This window comes from Alistipes dispar (genome assembly GCF_006542685.1).
GTDB classification, from domain to species: Bacteria; Bacteroidota; Bacteroidia; order Bacteroidales; family Rikenellaceae; genus Alistipes; species Alistipes dispar.
Window position 1 is genome coordinate 2808525 of the sequence record NZ_AP019736.1, and the last position, 19090, is coordinate 2827614.

14 protein-coding genes, 2 tRNA genes and 1 pseudogene are annotated in these 19090 nt (G+C 56.1%); 9 read left to right on the forward strand and 8 right to left on the reverse strand.

Features of this window, described 5'->3' with window-relative positions; genetic code table 11:
* Positions 1 to 5 precede the first annotated feature (5 nt).
* Together rho and FME97_RS11700 are read right to left on the reverse strand one after the other, a co-directional pair.
* Positions 6 to 1709, reverse strand: coding sequence for a transcription termination factor Rho (gene rho / locus FME97_RS11695; protein WP_141429796.1), 1704 nt, complete (start codon positions 1707 to 1709; stop codon positions 6 to 8).
* A gap of 318 nt (positions 1710 to 2027) precedes the next feature.
* On the reverse strand, positions 2028 to 3563 hold the full coding sequence (locus FME97_RS11700) for a carbon-nitrogen hydrolase family protein (RefSeq protein ID WP_141429797.1): 1536 nt from the start codon (positions 3561 to 3563) through the stop codon (positions 2028 to 2030).
* A gap of 72 nt (positions 3564 to 3635) precedes the next feature.
* Between FME97_RS11700 and FME97_RS11705 the strand changes: the two genes are divergently transcribed.
* The 3 genes from FME97_RS11705 (at position 3636) to FME97_RS11715 (ending at position 8176) form a co-directional block, all read left to right on the forward strand.
* On the forward strand, positions 3636 to 5324 hold the full coding sequence (locus FME97_RS11705) for a hypothetical protein (protein ID WP_141429798.1): 1689 nt from the start codon (positions 3636 to 3638) through the stop codon (positions 5322 to 5324).
* Between the two features lie 333 nt (positions 5325 to 5657).
* Positions 5658 to 7919 (forward strand): outer membrane beta-barrel family protein, encoded by a 2262-nt coding sequence (locus FME97_RS11710; RefSeq protein WP_162502090.1) that lies wholly within the window; start codon positions 5658 to 5660, stop codon positions 7917 to 7919.
* 171 nt (positions 7920 to 8090) lie between these two features.
* A tRNA-Leu gene (locus FME97_RS11715) sits at positions 8091 to 8176 on the forward strand.
* Positions 8177 to 8267: 91 nt separating this feature from the next.
* On the opposite strand, the gene miaA is transcribed toward FME97_RS11715, so the two are convergent.
* Genes miaA through FME97_RS11735 form a run of 4 tightly spaced genes read right to left on the reverse strand, consistent with a single transcriptional unit; the run spans position 8268 to position 11913 of the window.
* Complete coding sequence (gene miaA, locus FME97_RS11720; protein WP_141429800.1) at positions 8268 to 9185, reverse strand: tRNA (adenosine(37)-N6)-dimethylallyltransferase MiaA; 918 nt, start codon at positions 9183 to 9185, stop codon at positions 8268 to 8270.
* A complete protein-coding gene (locus FME97_RS11725; RefSeq protein WP_141429801.1) occupies positions 9175 to 9690 on the reverse strand; it encodes a plasmid pRiA4b ORF-3 family protein in 516 nt (171 codons plus the stop codon). The genes miaA and FME97_RS11725 overlap by 11 nt, the downstream gene beginning before the upstream one ends.
* Positions 9691 to 9708: 18 nt before the next feature.
* Positions 9709 to 10863 carry a glycosyl hydrolase family 18 protein gene (locus FME97_RS11730; protein WP_141429802.1) on the reverse strand — a complete coding sequence of 385 codons (1155 nt, stop codon included), beginning with the start codon at positions 10861 to 10863 and terminating at the stop codon, positions 9709 to 9711.
* Between the two features lie 60 nt (positions 10864 to 10923).
* Positions 10924 to 11913 carry an acyl-CoA reductase gene (locus tag FME97_RS11735; RefSeq protein WP_141429803.1) on the reverse strand — a complete coding sequence of 330 codons (990 nt, stop codon included), beginning with the start codon at positions 11911 to 11913 and terminating at the stop codon, positions 10924 to 10926.
* Between the two features lie 86 nt (positions 11914 to 11999).
* Here FME97_RS11735 and FME97_RS11740 point away from each other — a divergent pair, with 86 nt between their 5' ends.
* From FME97_RS11740 to FME97_RS12635, 6 genes are all read left to right on the forward strand, one after another.
* Entirely contained in the window at positions 12000 to 12602 is a 603-nt protein-coding gene (locus tag FME97_RS11740; RefSeq protein WP_141429804.1) for a nitroreductase family protein, read from the forward strand.
* A gap of 116 nt (positions 12603 to 12718) precedes the next feature.
* Positions 12719 to 12791 (forward strand) — tRNA-Gly (locus tag FME97_RS11745).
* A 179-nt stretch (positions 12792 to 12970) separates the two neighbouring features.
* A complete protein-coding gene (locus FME97_RS11750; RefSeq protein WP_141429805.1) occupies positions 12971 to 14176 on the forward strand; it encodes a site-specific integrase in 1206 nt (401 codons plus the stop codon).
* Positions 14177 to 14284: 108 nt separating this feature from the next.
* On the forward strand, positions 14285 to 15850 hold the full coding sequence (locus FME97_RS11755; protein ID WP_141429806.1) for an SIR2 family protein: 1566 nt from the start codon (positions 14285 to 14287) through the stop codon (positions 15848 to 15850).
* A 116-nt stretch (positions 15851 to 15966) separates the two neighbouring features.
* On the forward strand, positions 15967 to 16329 hold the full coding sequence (locus FME97_RS12630) for a hypothetical protein (protein WP_232522888.1): 363 nt from the start codon (positions 15967 to 15969) through the stop codon (positions 16327 to 16329).
* Between the two features lie 8 nt (positions 16330 to 16337).
* On the forward strand, positions 16338 to 16886 hold the full coding sequence (locus FME97_RS12635) for a hypothetical protein (protein WP_232522889.1): 549 nt from the start codon (positions 16338 to 16340) through the stop codon (positions 16884 to 16886).
* A 142-nt stretch (positions 16887 to 17028) separates the two neighbouring features.
* On the opposite strand, the gene FME97_RS11765 is transcribed toward FME97_RS12635, so the two are convergent.
* Positions 17029 to 17310 (reverse strand): helix-turn-helix domain-containing protein, encoded by a 282-nt coding sequence (locus FME97_RS11765; protein WP_141429807.1) that lies wholly within the window; start codon positions 17308 to 17310, stop codon positions 17029 to 17031.
* Positions 17311 to 17418: 108 nt separating this feature from the next.
* A pseudogene (locus tag FME97_RS11770) lies at positions 17419 to 19088 on the reverse strand (RNA-binding domain-containing protein).
* Positions 19089 to 19090 lie beyond the last annotated feature (2 nt).

The window sequence follows — 19090 nt, forward strand, 5'->3', positions numbered from 1 at the left end:
CGGAATCAGTGGTTCATCGTGGCGAGGAACTCCTCGTTGGAATTCGTCAGGCTCATCTGCTTCTGGAGGAACTCCATGGCCTCCACGGGCGTCATGTCCGAGAGGTATTTGCGCAGCACCCACGTGCGGTTCATCACCTCGCGCGGCAGCAGCAGGTCCTCGCGGCGCGTGCCCGAAGCGATGACATCCACGGCGGGATAGACGCGCTTGTTGGCCAGCTTGCGGTCGAGTTGCAATTCCATATTGCCCGTACCCTTGAACTCCTCGAAGATCACCTCGTCCATCTTCGAACCGGTGTCGATGAGCGCCGTGGCGATGATCGTCAGCGACCCCTTCTCCTCCGTGTTGCGCGCGGCTCCGAAGAAGCGCTTGGGCTTGTGCAGCGCATTGGCGTCCACACCGCCCGAAAGGACCTTGCCCGAGGCGGGCTGCACGGAGTTGTAGGCACGCGCCAGACGGGTGATCGAGTCGAGGAAGATCACCACGTCGTGCCCGCACTCGACCATGCGCTTGGCCTTCTCGAGCACCATCTCGGCCACCTTCACATGGCGCGAGGCCTGCTCGTCGAAGGTCGAGGCCACGACCTCGGCCTTCACGTTGCGGGCCATCTCCGTAACCTCCTCGGGACGCTCGTCGATGAGCAGCACGATCATGTAAACCTCCGGGTGGTTGTCCGCGATGGCGTTGGCGATCGACTGCAGGAGCATCGTCTTTCCCGTCTTGGGCTGGGCGACGATCAGCGCGCGCTGGCCCTTGCCGATGGGCGAGAAGAGGTCCACGATGCGCGTCGAGAGGTTGTTGTGACCGTTGCCCGTCAGACAGAACTTCTCGCTGGGAAACAGCGGCGTCATGTACTCGAACTGCACGCGGTCGCGGATGTAGTCGGGCTTCAGGCCGTTGATCTCGTTCACGCGCACCAGCGGGAAATACTTCTCGCCCTCCTTCGGGGGACGGATCGCGCCGTTCACCGTGTCGCCGGCCTTCAGGCCGAAGAGCTTGATCTGCGACGGCGAGACGTAGATGTCGTCCGGCGAATTGAGGTAGTTGTAGTCGGCCGAACGGAGGAATCCGTAGCCGTCGGGCATGACCTCCAGCACGCCTTCACCCTCGATCTCGCCGGCAAAGTCGTCCTTCGTGATCACCTCGTTGTCGAGCGGCTGGACGGCGGCCGCAGCCGGGGATTCCCGGTGCACGGGCTCCGTTGCGGCCGGAACCCGCTCCGAGGCAGGCTGCTCCGCCTGAGACTGTGCCTTGGGCTTGCGGCCGCGACGTTTAGGCTCCGGTCCGGCCTGCGGCTCCTGCGCCGTCCCCGCCGCTGCGGGAGCGGACGTTTCGGAAGCCGGAGCGACGGCCTCGGACGCTGCCGGACCGGCAGCGGGAGCGGGCTGCTCCATCGGCAGCTCGGGCTGTTCAACCGCTGCGGGGCGGGGGCCCTGCACCGTGCCTTCGCTCTTGGCCAGCCGCGGCCGGCGGCCGCGCGGTTTGCGCACTTCGGCCGCCGGAGCCGCATCCCCGGCGGCGTTCCCGGCCGTTTCCGGTGCCGGGACATTCGTATCGTTCGCGGCGGAAGCCTCCGTTCCGGCGGTCGCTTCCGCGATCTTTTCCATCAGTTCGCGCTTTTTCAGCATGACGTCTCCGATGCCCAGCACCTTCGCGATTTCACGCAATTCGGCAAGGCTCTTTCCTTTCAGCGCATCCAAATCCTGCATATTATGTCAATTGTCGTTCGTGATTTTCTAACCCGGACGGTCGCCCGGCTCTATGGAATTCGCGTGCAAATATAGTGCATTATTTTGAAATTCAAAACAAAATGCGGCCGAAGGGACGAAAAAAGGGAAGCCGACCGCCATACCGGACGCGCGAAATACCTAATTTTAGCGATTGCACGGTCCGGAATTTCGTCCGATCTTTGCAACGGAAACAATGAGAAACAGTATTTCGCCATTGCATTGTTTGTATTGTTAATGTTTGTGTGTGTAAAAAACCCTTTCGGATGTTCCGAAAGGGTTTTTTCATGACGTACGGCGTCAGCGCTTCAGTTTCAGCTCGTAGAGGTCATGCCGGCGGTCGCGCAGATTGCGCACGCTGCCGTAGGTGTGGAGCTCGTTGAGCAGGTCCAGATCGACGTCCGAGACGAGGATCATCTCCGTATTGGGCGTGGCCTCGGCGCGCTTGCCGTCGGTCGGGAAAGCGAAGTCGCAGGGCGTGAAGACGCCCGACTGCGCATACTGGATGTCCATGTTGTGCACGCGGGGCAGGTTGCCGACGCTGCCGGCGATGGCCACGAAGCACTCGTTCTCGATGGCCCGCGCCTGCGCGCACACCCTCACGCGCGAATAGCCGTTCTGCGTATCCGTGAGGAAGGGCACGAAGAGGATCTGCATCCCCTGGTCGGCCATGATGCGCGACAGCTCGGGGAACTCCACGTCGTAGCAGATCAGCACGCCGATACGCGCGCAGTCCGTGTCGAAGGTCTGAACCATCCGTCCGCCGCTCAGGCCCCAGCTCTTCACCTCGTCGGGCGTGACGTGGACCTTCTCGTACATGTCGTACGAGCCGTCGCGGCGGCAGAGGAACCCCACGTTGTAAAGCCCGCCGTCGGACTTGATGTAGGGCATGCTGCCCGTGATGATGTTGATATTGTAACTGATGGCCAGCTCGATGAAGCGGTCGCGGATCTCCTCGGTGTACTGAGCCAGTCCGCGGATCGACTGCGCCTCGCCCAGATCGTTGAACCGGGCCATGAGCGGCGCGTTGAAATACTCGGGGAAGAGCACGAAATCGCTCTTGTAATCCGACACGGCGTCCACGAAGAACTCGACCTGCTCGAACACGTCGTCGAGCGTCTTGTAGGTGCGCATCTGCCACTGCACCAGTCCCACGCGCACGGTGGTCTTCTTATCGACGAACTCCTGCGTGGGCGGCTGGTAATAGATGTTGTCCCACTGGAGGAGCGTCGCGCAGTGGCACGACTCCTCGTCGTTGGGCAGGTAGTTGGGCATGACGCGGCGCACATGGAAATCGTTCGAGAGCTGGAAGGTCAGCACCGGATCGTAAATCTCGCGCGAGCGCACCTTTCCGATATACTCCTTCGGGCGCATCCGGTCGGCGTACTTATAGTAGTTGGGGATGCGGCCGCCGAACATGATCGCCTTGAGGTTGAGCTTCTCGCACAGCTCCTTGCGGTAGTCGTACATGCGGCGCGCGAGCCGCAGTCCGCGGTAGTCGGGGTGGATGAAGACCTCGATACCGTAGAGGATGTTGCCGTTCGGGGTGTGGGTGTCGAAGGTCTCGCCGCCCGTCACCTTGGCGTAGGTGTGGTCGCCCTTGACCGTGTCGTAATCGACGATGATCGAAAGGGCGCATCCCACGATCCGGCCGTCCACGACCGTCACGATCTGCCCCTCGGGAAAGATCGTGACCAGCTTGCGTATCTGTTCGCGGGTCCAGAAGACGTCCTTGTCCGCATAGACGCGCGTGAAGGACTGCGCCAGTTGGCCGTAATCCTCCATTTGCAGGTTGCGGACCTCGACCTTGTTGATCTTGTGCATCGTATCTGCCATCGCTGTTTCGCTTTAATCGACGGCGCAAAAATAGGAATTTATCCGGAAAATATTGCGTATTTTTGCATCGGCATGAAAACGACGATTCTCGCCATACTTCTTCCGGCGCTGTTCGCGGCGGGCTGCGCCGGGCACGGCGACAGCCGCCTCGCGGAGGCCGGACGGATCGTGAACGAAGCTCCGGACAGCGCGTTGCGCATCCTGCGGACGGTGGACACCGCCCGTCTCGGACGCGCCGACAGGGCCGCGTGGTATCTCCTCTCGGCCCAAGCCTACAACCGGCTGGACTGTCGGATCGCGGACGACTCGCTGATCCGCCCCGCAGCGAAATACTTCGCACGGCACGGCGCCCCGGCCGCCCGGATCGCGGCGATGGCACTCGAGGCGCAAACCCTGCAACATGCCGGACGGACCGAAGAGGCGGTGCGGCTCTACACGCAGGCCACGCTCCGGGCCGAGCGTTCGGCCCGGGACAGCACCGTGGCCGGGCAGCTCGGCTCGCTCTATCACACGCTGGGACTGCTCCATCTCGAACAGGGGAACGACGCCGCGGGCGCGGAGGCCTTCGCCAAGGCGCTCGCCGCCATGGAGCGGACCGGCAACCGGGAAATGGAACAGTACGCACGGTTCATGCTCTCGTCGGCACAATACGCCTGCGGGCGCTACGCCGAAGCGGTCGAAACGCTCGCACCGCTGGCCACCGCGCGGGACTCGCTGCCGTTCCGCCACTTCGCCCAGATCGTCACGCTGCAAAACCTCCTGATTCATATTTTCGCCGAGGACTGGCCGGCCGAACGGCTCCTCGAAGAGCGTGCGCGCATCGACCTGAACGAAATCCGCCATGCGCCGCTGCGGCACGGCCCCGCCGCATCCGGAGACTCCGGCCGCACGCTGTACGACATCACCTCGGCGCTGGTTTTCCACCGGGCAGGACAGGCGGATTCGGCATGGCACTACATCGGACGGTCGCTGGAGCGCACCGAGGGAATCTCGAAGATGAACGTCGGCCTCTACACCATCGCCGCAGCGATCAGCCACCGGCGGGGCGACGACCGCGCGGCATACGGCTATGCGATGCAGTACCTCGAAAAGAGCGATTCGCTCGAAAAGGCCCAGCAGGGAGTGCAGGCCGCCGAGCTGGAACGCAGGGTCCGCGCGGAGAGCGCCGCGGAGCTCCGCGAAACGCGGTTGCGCTACCGTTCGTGGATCGCGGCGCTGGCCGCGCTCCTCATCGCCGGAGCGGCCGCATGGGCCTTGGCGGGGTATCGCCGCAAACTCCGCCGCCGCGAGGAACAACTCGCCGAACAGCTCGCCCTGGTGGACTCCTACCGCGAATCGCACGACAGCCTCACCTCGCGGCTCGACGCCACCGACGCCCGCGAGGCCGCCGTCAAGGAGCTGCTCGAAGGGCGTGTGGCCGCCGTGCGCGACATCGCCGCGACCTGCTACACCTACGGCGAAGGGGAGCGCCTTTCGGCCAAGATGCGGGAGCTGACGCTCAGCCCCGCGATGCTGGCCGACGTGGTGCGCATGGCCGACATCTACAACGACCGCGCCGTGACGCGGCTGCGGGAAGCATTTCCGGGGTGGACCGGGCGCAACTACGACTTCGCGGCGCTCGTCATCGCGGGATTCTCGCCCCAGGAGATCAGCGTGATGCTCGGCATGACGCTCAACGGCGTCTATACCCTCAAGTCGAAACTCAAGCGCCGCATCGCCGACGCCCCCGCGGGCGGAGAGTTTCTCCGCTTCTTCGCGTAATGTTCCGGACGGCCGCCGGAGAAGGGACACACGACATGCGGACCGGGCGATCTTCGGGAAAAGACACAGGACATGCAGTCCGGACGCTCCCGTAGAAAAGGGAGCAAGACATGCGGCCCGGGCGGCAAGATATTTCCGGAAGCGCACGCTGCAAATCAACTGTTTAATCCGCAGGAAGCAAGATCGGAAACGTACCGGCAAGACGGTTTCGCACTTAACTTCGCACTCGGAGAAACCCGAAAAAGCGAAGTCATGAAACACGTATTAGTCCTACTTCTTTCACTATTTTCACTATGCGCGGCGCCAACCGCCGCAGACGCCGGAGCACGGACCTTGCCGGATTCCGTCGCGGCGACCGCCCGCACGGAGGAACGGCGTCCCTGCGTGCGCGGCCGCGTCGAGGATACCGAAGGGCGGCCCGTGCCGGGGGTGGCGGTCGTGATGCTCGACGCCGACTCGGCCTACGTCGCGGCCGCAGCGTCCGACGCGGAAGGCCGTTTCGAGATCGTCCCGGCCGTGAAGCCCTACCGTCTGCTGTTCCAGCACATTTCCTACGAACTCGCCGCTCTCTCCGGAGCGAGCGGCGAGGCGGGAACCGTCACCCTGCACGAACGGAGCACCGGAATCGGCGCCGTCGTCGTCGAAGGCGAGCGGCCCGTGGTGCGGATCGAGCAGGGCCGGCTGGCCTACGACCTGCAGGCCGTGGTCCGGGGCAAGGCGGTGAACAACGCCTACGAGGCGCTCACGCAACTGCCGGGCGTCTCCGAACGGCAGGGGACGCTGACGCTCGCGGGCACGGGGAGCGTCACGGTGATCCTGAACGGCCGTCCGACGACGATGGACGCCGCGCAGCTCGAGGCCCTGCTGCGCTCGACACCCGTGGAGCGCATCGAAAAGGCGGAGATCATGTACAGCGCACCGCCGCAGTACCACGTACGAGGCGCGGCGATCAACCTCGTCATGCGCCGCGCCGCCGCAGGGACTCTCACGGGCGAGGTGCACGGCGACTACTCGAACCGCTACTACGGCAACTGGGAGGCGGGCGGCAACCTCGTCTTCGCGGCGCGCGAATGGTCGGCCGACATCACCTATTCGGCGGGACAGACCCGGTCGAAACGGCTCATCGACCTGCTTTCGAGGCATACGCTCGCCGACGGAACGTACGACATCGAGCAGCATCAGGACCTCGTCAGCGAAACGACCGCACACCGGCTGCGCGCCTCGGCGGAGTACGCCCCGGAGAACAAGGGGCGTGTCAGCGCGGCCTACACGGCATCGTTCACGCCACGCAATGCGGGCGATTCGCGGGCGGAGGGCAACTTCGTCCGCTCGTCGAACCGCCCCGACGGCGACGCAGCGATGCACAACCTCGCTCTGCGCTACACGACCGCGTCGGGAACGGACCTCGCGCTCGACTATACGCACTACCGGACGGACGACCGGGCCGCCATGCGCAACGAATACGCCGACGGCACGAAGCGGGATTTCGACGTCGCGTCGGGACAGCGGATCGACCGCCTCAGCTTCAGCCTCGACCAACGGCACGAAGCGGGCAAGGGCTGGGAGGTGACCTACGGCGCACTGCTGGGCTGGACTTCGGACCGCGACTGGCAGCGTTACACGGTGCTGCTGGGCGACTTCGACGCCCCGGAGACCGATTCGCGGCTCGACGAATGGACCGGAAACCTCTATGCCGGCATCGGCCGGCAGTTCGCGCGGGGCAGCTTCTCGCTCTCGGCAGCGGGGGAGTACTACCGGCTGGGCGACTACGAGAACTGGTCGGTTTACCCGCAGGCGACATTCGTCTGGATGCCCTCGGCGGAGCATGTGCTGCAACTCTCGCTCGCCTCGGACAAGAGCTACCCCTCCTATTGGGAGATGCAGGGAGCGGTCTCCTACATCGACGGCTATTCGGAGATTCACGGCACGCCGGGGCTGCGCCCGATGCGCAGCTACGAAGGGCAGGTCGTGTATGTCCTCGAACAGAAATACATCTTCATGCTCTTCTGGAACGAGACGCGGGACCACTTCCAGCAGACGGCCTGGCAGGCTTCGGACCGGCTGGCGCTCGTCTACCAGACGCTCAACTGGGACACGAACCGGCAGTGGGGCGCCAATGCGATCGTCCCGTTCCGCATCGGGCGGTGGCTCGACTCGCGGCTGACCCTCACGGGACTGCGCATGACGCAGCGCTGCGACGCCTTCCACGATCTTTCGTTCGACCGTTCGAAGTGGATCGGCGTCGTCCGGCTGGACAACACCGTGCGCATCAGCCGCAAACCCGACCTGACGCTCGACCTCGCGGCGTTCTGCCAGTCCCCGGCCATCCAGGGAACCTACGACATCGACCCGGCGTGGAGCGTCGATGCGGGGCTCAGATGGAATTTCGACCGGAAACGCGCCTCGCTCACAGTGCGCTGCGACGACCTGTTCGAGAGCGGCGTGCCCTTCGCCCGCGTCCGTTACCGGGGGCAGTGGCTCGACATGGATTCCGGAGCGTACAGCCGCACGTTCACGGTCCATTTCTCCTACCGGTTCGGCAGCTACAAGGAGCGGAAGCACAAGGAGGTGGACACCTCGCGTTTCGGCCACTGACACCCGCGGGGCGTGTCCTGTCGCACCGGAAACGCTGCCGGGACACGCCGCGGAAACAGAGTTCGGTCCGTTCCCCGTCCGCCGCCGGACGGACGCGATAAAGCACCCGGGATTTTGGCGGATCGCAAATTATTTCGTACTTTTGCCGACGTCTTCCGGCGGAAGGCAAGGGCTCGGATGGTGGAACAGGTAGACACGCCGGACTTAAAATCCTGTGGCCAGCAATGGCCGTGCGGGTTCGATTCCCGCTCCGAGTACACGACGACACGGCCGGAGTTCCGAACATAAGGAACTCCGGCCGCGCATATTTTTTTCCGCCGGGACGGCGTGCCGCCCGCAGAGAGGCGTTCACTCCTCCGACGGCATGCCGTCGCGGCCGATCCAGGCGACGATCTCCTCGTCGGCGTCGGGGGCGAACCAGCGGACGGCAGGATCGCGCCGGAACCACGTGAGCTGCCGTTTGGCATAGCGCCGCGTGTTGCGCTTGATCCGCTCGACAGCCTCCTCGTAGCTCGTGCGGCCGTCGAACCAGTCGAACAACTCCCGGTAACCCACCGTTTGCAGGGCGTTCAGTTCCCGGAAAGGGTAGAGCGCCCGGGCTTCGTCCACCAGCCCGTCGGCGAGCATCCGCTCCACCCGTCGGTCGATCCGTTCGTAAAGCGTCCCGCGCGGAAGGTCCACTCCGACTTTCACGATCCGGAAAGGCCGCTCGCGCCGCTCGCCGCGCCGCAGTTCCGAGTAGGGGCGTCCGCTCTGCAAACAGACCTCCAGCGCCCGGACCACGCGCGCCGGATTGCGGCGGTCCACCGTCTCCCAATAGACCGGATCCAGTTCCCGGAGCTCCTCTGCGAGCCGCTCCAGTCCCTCCTCCCGCAACCGTCGCATCAGTTCCGCGCGCAGCGCTTCGTCGGCCGTCGGAAGATCGTCCATGCCGTCGCACAACGCCTGCACGTAAAGCCCCGAGCCGCCGACGGCCACGACCCAGTCGTGCGTGGCGAAGAGTTCGCCGAGCCGTGCGAGCGCCAGCGTTTCGTACTCCCCGCAGTTCAGACTCTCGGTTATGTCGTGCGAGGCGATGAAATGATGCTCGACGGCCTGCAACTGTTCGGCCGAAGGCTGTGCCGTGCCGATCGGCATTCCGCGGTAGAACTGCCGCGAGTCGGTCGAAAGAATCGGCGCACCGAAACGGCGGGCGAGGCGGATGCTCAGATCCGTCTTGCCCGATCCGGTCGGTCCGACGATCACGAGCAACCGTTTAATACTCATCGTCGTAGTTGTCGTCGCCCTCGAAGTCGCTGAAGTCGCCCATCATCTCGTCGAAAGCCGACCCCTCGTCCTCCTCCGGACGGTTTTTCGACGGGTCGTACTGATCCGGAGCGTCGGCCTCGGCGAAAATCTCGCGCGGATAGGAGGCTCCCTTCTCGGCTTCGCAGGCCCCGGTCAACTCGAGGTAATAGGCTCTGTCGCCGAACAGGTCGAACAGGTAGATCAGCCGGTCGCGGTTGTTGTGTATGATCTGCCCCAGCCGCACCCACTCCATCGTCTCGGGAGCGTCGGCCGAACCGTCGTTCATATCCATCAGGGTGAATTCCCGCTTCTTCTCCCAGCGGTCGTCCGCCGTGAAGAACGAAGCCATGCAGGGTTCGTATTCCAGCGAGGAGAGGATGAAGTTGTGGAAATCGAGCAGCGTCATATCGTACATCACCTCGTAATCGCGCACGAAGCGGTCGTTCTCGTCGCTCAACATGCGAAACCGGAAAACCATTGACATAAGCGTAAGTGTATTTCGTTAGTCGTTCGCCTCCGCAGCGGGGCGGATGCCCTGTTCCTTCAGATAGTCCGTCACTCCGTCGATCAGGTAGTGGCTTCCGGCCCGTCCGGCCTCCGGCGCCACGTAGTCGTGGTGGAATTCCCACCAGAAAACGCCCCGGTAGCCGTTGGCCGTGACCCACTCGATCTTCCGGTGCATCGACACGGGATTCTCGATGGTGACGAATTCTCCGCGGTCGGGCGCAAAGTAGTAGGAGACCTCCGCTTCGGGATCGTACTCTTCGGTCCATCCCCCGTGCTCCAGTCTGGGCAGAAACTCCTTATAGGTAATGTAGGAACCGTACTCGCTCAGCGGCCCGTCGGCCGTCTCGCCCGGCAGCAGCCCCTTGTAGTAGAAACCGTAGTTGGCCAGCCCGAGACACAGTTGCCGCCTGTCGAATATCTGCCAGTGCGCGAGTTTCGAGCGCAGCACCGCCAGCGAAGTGTTATGCGACGGCGTGCGGCCCCAGACGCCGTCGCACATGTCGTAGGACATGATATTGATCCAATCCACGGCACGGCTCAGCCGTCCGGCCAGCGCCTCGTCGTAAACGTGGTCGATGCTCAGGGCTGTCGTCAGGTAGTAGTACTTTCCGGTCTTCGCCGAGAGGGAGTCGAGCCGCCCGCGCAGGCGTCCCATCATGTCGGCGTGCAGCTCCTTGTCGATGGTGATCTCCCAGTCCATGTCGATTCCGTCGTAGTCGTTCCGCTCGACGAGCCGAACCATATAGGCCTCGAACTTCGTCAGTCGTTCGGGCTTCTCCAGAAAGGGCCGGAACTCCTGCTGCCCGCCGAAGCAGAGCAGGATTTTCCCTCCGGCAGCGTGCACTTCGCCGATCATCCGCGGCACGAGCGGCATGTTGCCCGGCGCCGAAGTGTAGTCGAACGCATCGGCCCGGCGCACGATCTCCGCCTCCGGAAGGTCGAAATCCAGCGTCCACCACTTCGCGGGCGCCGCCATCAGATAGACGAAATCGAACGCTTCGTAACCGGGGCCGGAAAGTTCGGCTTCGCTCAGCAGGCTCTCCACCGAGTAGGCGGCATGAATGAATCGGGGCGCTTCGGAGACCGGGCGCGCCGGTTGCGAACAGCCGCAGGCGAGCAGGGCCATCGCGAAAAGAACGTTTTTTTTCATTTCGGATCGTTAATTTTTAAGGGTTTCCGTATTGCAAATATAACGGATTTGCGGCAAAGATCATACTCCCGGCGCCGAGAGCCACGCCAACACGTCCCGGTTATCGGGATAGTCCGTAAGGGACGGGGACTGCGCACGGCCGAAATCCGCGCGGCGGGTGTGGGGGAGCGTCTCCGTGACGACGCACTGCAACTCCGCGTCGTGCTCCGCGAGCCAGGCGGCGACCTCGTCCGCCGAGCGGTAGCGGGCATAGGCGATCTCGCTCAGCGCCCGCGGGAATTCCCGCTGTTCGACAGCCACGGCGGCTCCCAGATCGACGAACGGACATCCCTGCATCCGAAGGAGCGCGCGCGTCTGAAGGTAGTTGTTGCGGTACTTCGCCTGCACTGCGGGCATCCGGAGCCGCAGCTCCGCGCCTTCGGGCAGAAATACGAGCGAGACATTGCGGCATCCCAGCCCCGAATAGGCCCAGATGTCGTCGGCCAGCCCGGCGAGCTGCGCCTCCGTCTCCCGGCCCGAAAGCACGGCCACCGACTGCCGGTGACCGCGCAGCAGGGCCGGAATTCCGGCATAGCGCGCACGGAAGCAGCGGTTGGCATTGTCGCCGCCCGTGGCGATCACGGCCTCCGCAGGCGCGGTCCCGTCGCAGAACGAGACGGGCACGGCGGGGTCGATCTCCCGGAGCAGTCCGACGACGTATTCCATGAGCACGGTATCCTTCGCCGAAGGCTTCACCAGACAGCGGTGTCCGGCGACCACGACGCACAACAGGTCAAAAAAACCGACCAGCGGGATATTCCCGGCCATCACCACCAGCACGTCGAGCGGCCGGGCCGCGGGCAGGGCGGGGTAGGCGGCCAGCCAGCGCTCCAGTTTCGGCCGTTGCAGCATGTCCCGGCTCAGGGTCCTCACCGCACGGCAGACCTCCGCCGGCGTGAACCAGCCGTTGGCCCGGCAGGCGCGCTCGGCAACCTGCCGCGACGCAGCGTCCCCGCCGAAATCCTTCAGGCGGTCGCCCAAAGCCGAAAAAAGGTCGAGAGTGTCTTTCATAAGGGCAAAGATAACACTTCGGCGACGGATTCCGCACAAAAATCGCGCAGATGAATTAAATTTGCAGAAAAGCAAACCTGAAAATCATGGAAAGAAATCTGAAAGAGACGCTCGAACAGCGCCGGAGTTACTACTCGCTCAAAGCCGGATCCCCGATTCCCGACGCCGAAATCGAAGGAATCGTGCGCTTCGCCGTAAAACATACGCCGTCGGCTTTCAACTCGCAGTCCTCGCGGCTGGTGCTGCTGTTGCACGACCACCATGCAGCCTTGTGGCGCATCGTCAAACAAACCCTGCAAACCGTCGTCCCGCCGCAGGCCTTCGCCCGCACCGAAGAGAAAATCGACCGGAGCTTCGCCTCCGGATACGGTACGGTGCTCTTCCTCGAGGACACCGCGGTTGTCGAAGGACTGCAACGGCAGTTCCCGCTCTATGCCGACAATTTTCCGACATGGTCCGAGCACACTTCGGCCATGCACCAGCTCGTCGTGTGGACGTTGCTCGAAGAGGCCGGCTTCGGAGCCTCGCTGCAACACTACAATCCGCTTATCGACGCGGCCGTGCGCCAGGAGTGGCAACTGCCCGGAAACTGGCGGCTGATCGCCCAAATGCCGTTCGGGATTCCGGCAGAGGCTCCCAACGAAAAGACATTCAACCCCATAGACGAGCGGATCCGGATATTCGGATAGTTTCCGGAACACCGGGTGCGGCGTGCCGTTGCGAAAAAACAGGGAGATTTCATCCGAAAAATTTGGAGATTCGGAAATTTTACCTACCTTTGCACTCGCAATACGAAACACGCCATGCGGAAATAGCTCAGTTGGTAGAGCGCAACCTTGCCAAGGTTGAGGTCGCGGGTCCGAGTCCCGTTTTCCGCTCTCGATAAACGAGTGATAATCAATGAATTATCGCTCGTTTTTCTTTTTGCGGGTGCGAAATGAAACTCCCCATAATGCCTTTTTCGCGCCGTTTTCCGAAGAATGTTTTACCATTTGTTTAACCATGTTTTACGGCGGTAAAACACCGCTCGCGCCTGTCTGCATAATGCCGCAACATTATGAGTGTCAGCATCAATGCCATTTGCAGAAAAGACCGCATCAATCAAAACCGCACCACGAACATCTACCTGCGTTTTACCGTCAATCGCCGCAGCCGCTATGTAAGTACGGGAATCAATATCCCTGCCGACGATTGGGATTTCGACACCCAAACGCTTAAAACGCAGAATCCTGCCGTTCAGCTACGGATTTACGAGCAAATCGAGAAATACGACAAGCGCATCAAACGGCTCGAAGCGTTGGAGGTTCCCGTAACGCTCGACAACGTGCTGGAAACCGACGGACGAAAGGTCTATTGCACGATAGCCGAATATTTCCGCCGTACGATTACACAGTTGGAATCGGTCGGTAAAATCGGCTCGGCATCGAAACACAAGGTCACGTTTTCACTCCTGCAACAGTTCCGCTCGACCAATATCCGTTTCGACGAAATTACGGTCGGCTACCTGCGTGATTTCGAACTGTTCCTAATGAAAAAGGGGAACAAGAGCAATTCGATAGCCTCGAAATTCAGCGTGCTGAAAGCCGTCTATAACAAGGCTCTTGCCGAGGGAATTTTCACCACGCCGCACAGTCCGTTTCTGCAATTCAAAATCGGACGGTTGTGGACAGCCACCCGCAAACGCGCCATCCGCAAGGAGGAGGTGCAACGACTGATGCAGGCGGAGATACCCGCCGACGGTTCAGCCTGTCTGGATTTCGCACGGGACATTTTCCTGTTTTCGTACCTCTCGGCAGGCATCAATTTTAAGGACATCGCCACCCTGCGTTACTGCGACATGGACGAGGAAAGAATCTACTATGCCCGCCACAAAACCAGCAAGGAGATGACTTGCCACCTCTCGGAGCAGTCGAAAGCGATTATCGGCAAATACGCCAAATCCGACCATGCGGACGAAGATTATATTTTCCCGATACTCGACCGCCGCATACACAAGACCGAGCAACAGATTTACGACCGAGTGCGCAAGGTGCTGAAACATGTGAACAAGGCCCTGCACGAGTGGAGCCGATTATTGGGGCTGAAAATCGAACTGACTACCTATGTCGCAAGGCACACGTTTGCCACGGTTTTGAAGCGTTCGGGAGTGAACATTGCCATCATTTCCGAATCGCTCGGTCATTCCGATTTATCGACCACACAAATCTATTTGGATAGTTTTGAGAACAGCCAAATCGACGCGGCTATGCAGAATTTGCTATGACAAAAAATCGGACCGACTTTTCCGAGAGGTCTTAAAATAACCCCTCGGTCAAAGTTGGTCCTTTATAATTAGAATTTTATCGCTATATTTATTGAAAACAAATATCATATGGCTGATTTCAAGAAAGATTTTGCAAATCACATTAACGTAATAGGCACTAATCCTTATTTATTTATAGAGTCTGGATTATCAAGGCGTTACCTTAATATGCCTACTTGGCTGAATCTATTAAAGGATTTTTCCGAGAAACTATTACTCCAAAAAGGTTTTGGCTATTATGATTCGAAAAGCGAGGGTAATCTTCCTGAATTAGCATCTTTGATGGCTTCCGAATTTCACGAAACATGGTGGACAAACCCTGCATTTTCTGATAGCCGTAAAGAATATGAAAACAAGAGAATTGGATCGCAAGAGATACCATTCAAAATTGAATTGTCAAAATTTGTTTCGAATCATAAGGACTTCCAAGAGGATTATTCTGAAGAAATTGAATTATTAAAAAAAGTTGTAATAGATGGAATAATCACGACTAATTGGGATACATTTTTGGAAGCAACTTTCTCCGACTATAAAACTTATATCGGGCAAGAACAGTTACTATTTTCTGAAAATATATCTATCGGAGAAATTTATAAAATACATGGATGTGTTACTTCTCCCGAATCTCTAATAGTTTCGTCTAATGACTATGCTAATTTTAAAAAGAGAAACGCATATTTAGCGGCAAAACTATTAACAATTTTTGTCGAACATCCCGTCATATTTTTAGGCTACTCGATAAGTGATCCTAATATTTTGGAATTATTATTTTCTTTAAAAGATTGTTTAGCCGCACATAATATTGAAAAATTAAAAGACCGTTTGATTTTTGTTGAATGGCGAGCCGAACAAAACGAGCCAATTATGATAGATGGGACATTAAGTTTGTCTGATGGGAAAATTCTGCCAATTAAACATATTAAGATTAATTCATTTATTCCATTATTTGATGTACTCGCGAATTTGAAACAAAGACTGCCTATAAAAATTCTGAGACGATTTAAAGATGCTGTTTATGAATTTGTAAAAACCAACGAACCAACAAATAAAATCTATATTGGAGATTTAACCAATATAGATGAAAATGGAAATGACATAGAATTTGTCGTAGGTGTTGGTGTTGCAAACTCCATTGCCAAACAGGGGTTGCTCGAAATTTGCGTAGACGATGTAGTTGAGGATGTTTTATTTGACAATAAACATATTCCTGCAAAAGAATTTATAACAGACGCTATTCCCAAATTATTAAAAAAACGAATCCGCATACCTCTATACAAATATTACCGAGCAGAACATTTGCTAACAAATGATGGAAAATTAATAAAGAAAGGTTCCGCAGTAATTAACAATTATTTCAAAGACAAGTCTCAAAAATCATTTTATCCGTCAGCAAAAGCATATGCAAAGAAAGAGAATCTAATTAGAACTAAATATAAAACTCTTGCTGAACTAATAGCCAATAATGATAAAAAACATTGTTTCTATTTTATCCCGTTATTAGAACAAGAAAAGATTAATATAGATGAATTACAACTATTTTTGATGCAATGTTTCAGAAATGGTTATATTAAAAACAGCTATTTCAAACAGTTAGTCTGTTATTATGATTACTTAAAATTTGGATTAGAACAGTAGGTAGAAATAACAAAGGGATTATCCGCTTGCATCGGGTAGTCCCTTTTCTTTTTTCTGTGGTCGTCGGTTGCGGCAGAAAGCGGAATTTTGTAAATTCGTTGAAACAATTACCGCTTATGAACGAACTTACAGGCTCGAAAGGCTGTTTGGCTACCGATACCCGCTCCTTACGGGAAATCGCCCCATTGCTGGAAAACTATTTCGGCATTACGTTGGGTTACTTTACCAATGAAATAGAATCGAGTACGGGCATCTCCGCCGCCAAAGCGATCCAAGAGGAGCACGAAATACGGCTGCCGACCAACCGTTTCGATAATGACGCTTATATGGAATTGTTCGGAAAAACACCCCTTTTGACCGACCGACTGCGGGAAGCCCTCTTATTCTCATCACCGACCGCAAATTCAACGCGGAAGATTTATACGAACGCGGATATTGGGAAGATTGGAACACCTATAAGGGAGAGTGGGCGAAACTGATGCTTTTTATGGAAGAAACCGAACAACGGCATCGGAACCTGTACGAACGTGTCGGAGAACAGGAAATGCCCGTGACCCTGCGCACCAACAGCCGCAAGCAGGAGCCGCAGACGATTCCCAATACGAATAACTGGCTGTTCCGTCTGATCCGAAAGGAACTCGCCGATTATTTCCCCGACATTCAGACCGCCGAAGATGCACGGCAGGAATTGGAACAACGCAAACCGTCGGCAGGAGCCAAACCGATGAATACGCGCTATCCGATTGTCGCATACGGGATTTATCGGATGCTCCATGAAGAAAATGCAATGTCCGAGAATCCCGACACACCGAACGAACTTTGCAGGCTGATCTATGATTACACCCGCTTCGTTGGGTGCTATCCCTCCTATAAAGGCTATGACGGTTCTTTCAACCCCAAAAACATACGCGCCGACATAGGCTATATGAAGAACGTACAGAAATACGGCGGAGAAAAGATACCGATATTCCCGTCTGTCGAGTTCGAGCGAATACACATCGTAACGGACAACATCGTTCATAAGGATTTATTCTGAATAACCGACATATTTCAGGTAGAGAATGGGTGCAGAAATGCACCCTTGAACTGCTTATACATATATAGATTGCTGAATATCAAATATTAATATCGGAAATTATATAGTTATGATACCATATAGTTCCCGATAATTGTAAGTATTAGCCTATTCTTTTTCGTGCGACCTCTATCGCATCGTGTTTTAATTCGTCTTCATCCTCTACCGCATCTAATACTTTGTCTGCTAACCACAGGGTAAGAAGTTCATTCTTATCTACCTTGAAATACTCAGCCAATTGTATTACTTGTGTCCGTTTAGCTCGTCTGTCTCCGCGCTCTATTTTGCTGAACATTGGAGTATCTATTTCAAGCACGGCTGCTAATTGTCTTTGCAATACCCCGTGTTCATCTCTTAGCTCTTTTATTCTTTCGCCTAATAACATACTTCTTCAATTTATGAATTTGACATGACTTAATCGGATTTCATTATCCGCTATAATATAGCGGAATCCGTTATAATTGGGATAAACCGTCATAATCTTCCGTTATAACTATTCTTTCAAAAACCATGTTCGTCCTTTCGGATAAATAAGTTTATCGGCACTTAGTATGCTAAGTATATCTCCCAAAAGTCTCAATTGCTGTTCATGTGTTTTGACTTGTGGCATTACGTCTTTGACATACTCATAAATGCTATCACGTTTAGCCTCATCTGTGCCAGCATTATTAAGATATTGCAAAATCATCTGTTTGATTTTTTCTTTATCAAGACCTTTTTTGCTTGGTATAACCTTGCAGTTGGCGAGTAGCTTTTGCAATTCCTAAAGAGATTGTATAATTGGGGGCTTCGCCCTCAATGAGTCCTCTGTTCAATAAATCCTGCGCAATGTCCTCATGAATGGTTCTGCCCTTTTGGATGGCATCTAATGATATGCAATCCCACAAGGTCAATGAGTTGTTTGTTTTGAGCAAGTTAGTATATTGTTCATTTATCTCATTGCCATAAATGCGTACCGATACTTTTCTGTTTTTAACGTCAATTTCATAATCAGGCATTGGAAAGTGGCGACGCCATTGCTCATTGAACATCTTCTTTATGCCCCTACTTACCGGATCTATCATATTAAAATCAACCATTGCCCTGCAAAGACATTCATTGCGAAAATATGCTTGAGGTTCTTCATTCGTTAAAGCATTCTCCAATGTGCCGGGAATAAAACTCCCTGCATTAGAGTAATAGAGGTATGTCGGATTTTCCACGAAATTGATTCGCTGCTGCATCGTGTAGTCTTGATGTGCAATACAATTATGAAGTGCTTCGCGGATAGTATAGTCGTCGTATTGCTTCATAGTGTCAGGAAAGAGCGTACCTCCTGGCATTTCACGCATTGTCAGATTTTCAATCTTTGATAAAATCTCATCTACAGTTAATATAAATGGCACGGAGAAGTGTTCGTAGTCCACAACATCCTGCTTTTCATCCCTCCTTGTCCAAGTCACTTGTGCAACAGCCGGACGCAACTTGAAAGCAGCTTCATATTTACCAAGAAGAATTATTGCTGCACGGGTGATTCCTCCGTTCTTCATTATGCCGCACTTGCTCAAGAATGTTTCCACTGTCCATGCATTTACTTCGGCTTCAGGTATTCGACTGTGTACTTTCTTGAACATCATACGAGCTTTGGCTATAGCAACTTCATCAAGATCCTCACTCGTTGCATCGGCTACAATTTGTGCAGACCAATCCGTCTCGCTGAAAATAGGTTCATCAAGAATTGCACTCATGCGTTCAGCAGTCATCTCTACGAGAGAATCCTCAATTCGCTGCCACGCCTTATTATGGGCAAACACAGGTCGCTTAGGTAGATGTTTAAGAATATTGGATAACCCATACTTTACGGTTGGTGTCATCTGTGATAAACTCATCTATATCTAGACCTTCTGTTGAAAGATTTACGCATCTTTCTGTCAATCGCAATATTGCCTTTTACCTATCATAATTGTATGTGTCCGTTCCAACAATCTCCAATGTTTTATCGTACACACCAATCACCAAGTGTCCCCCTTCCATATTAGCAATGGCAGACACATACGAAATAACATCATCTTTTTCATTCCCACAGAAAGAATTCTTGAGGCTCTTAAATTCTTTCCATTCGCAACGAGCATTCTCTTGTGGATAGTTACGAAAGAGATATTCTTGTAGTTCTGACTCTTGCATAA

What these genes read in the sequence shown, in the direction of transcription:
- rho (WP_141429796.1), bottom strand. Translation starts at nt 1,709, where the DNA reads ATGCAGGATTTGGATGCGCTGAAAGGAAAGAGCCTTGCCGAATTGCGT.
- FME97_RS11700 (WP_141429797.1), bottom strand. Translation starts at nt 3,563, where the DNA reads ATGGCAGATACGATGCACAAGATCAACAAGGTCGAGGTCCGCAACCTG.
- FME97_RS11705 (WP_141429798.1), top strand. Translation starts at nt 3,636, where the DNA reads ATGAAAACGACGATTCTCGCCATACTTCTTCCGGCGCTGTTCGCGGCG.
- miaA (WP_141429800.1), bottom strand. Translation starts at nt 9,185, where the DNA reads ATGAGTATTAAACGGTTGCTCGTGATCGTCGGACCGACCGGATCGGGC.
- FME97_RS11725 (WP_141429801.1), bottom strand. Translation starts at nt 9,690, where the DNA reads ATGTCAATGGTTTTCCGGTTTCGCATGTTGAGCGACGAGAACGACCGC.
- FME97_RS11730 (WP_141429802.1), bottom strand. Translation starts at nt 10,863, where the DNA reads ATGAAAAAAAACGTTCTTTTCGCGATGGCCCTGCTCGCCTGCGGCTGT.
- FME97_RS11735 (WP_141429803.1), bottom strand. Translation starts at nt 11,913, where the DNA reads ATGAAAGACACTCTCGACCTTTTTTCGGCTTTGGGCGACCGCCTGAAG.
- FME97_RS11740 (WP_141429804.1), top strand. Translation starts at nt 12,000, where the DNA reads ATGGAAAGAAATCTGAAAGAGACGCTCGAACAGCGCCGGAGTTACTAC.
- FME97_RS11750 (WP_141429805.1), top strand. Translation starts at nt 12,971, where the DNA reads ATGAGTGTCAGCATCAATGCCATTTGCAGAAAAGACCGCATCAATCAA.
- FME97_RS11755 (WP_141429806.1), top strand. Translation starts at nt 14,285, where the DNA reads ATGGCTGATTTCAAGAAAGATTTTGCAAATCACATTAACGTAATAGGC.
- FME97_RS12630 (WP_232522888.1), top strand. Translation starts at nt 15,967, where the DNA reads ATGAACGAACTTACAGGCTCGAAAGGCTGTTTGGCTACCGATACCCGC.
- FME97_RS12635 (WP_232522889.1), top strand. Translation starts at nt 16,338, where the DNA reads ATGGAAGAAACCGAACAACGGCATCGGAACCTGTACGAACGTGTCGGA.
- FME97_RS11765 (WP_141429807.1), bottom strand. Translation starts at nt 17,310, where the DNA reads ATGTTATTAGGCGAAAGAATAAAAGAGCTAAGAGATGAACACGGGGTA.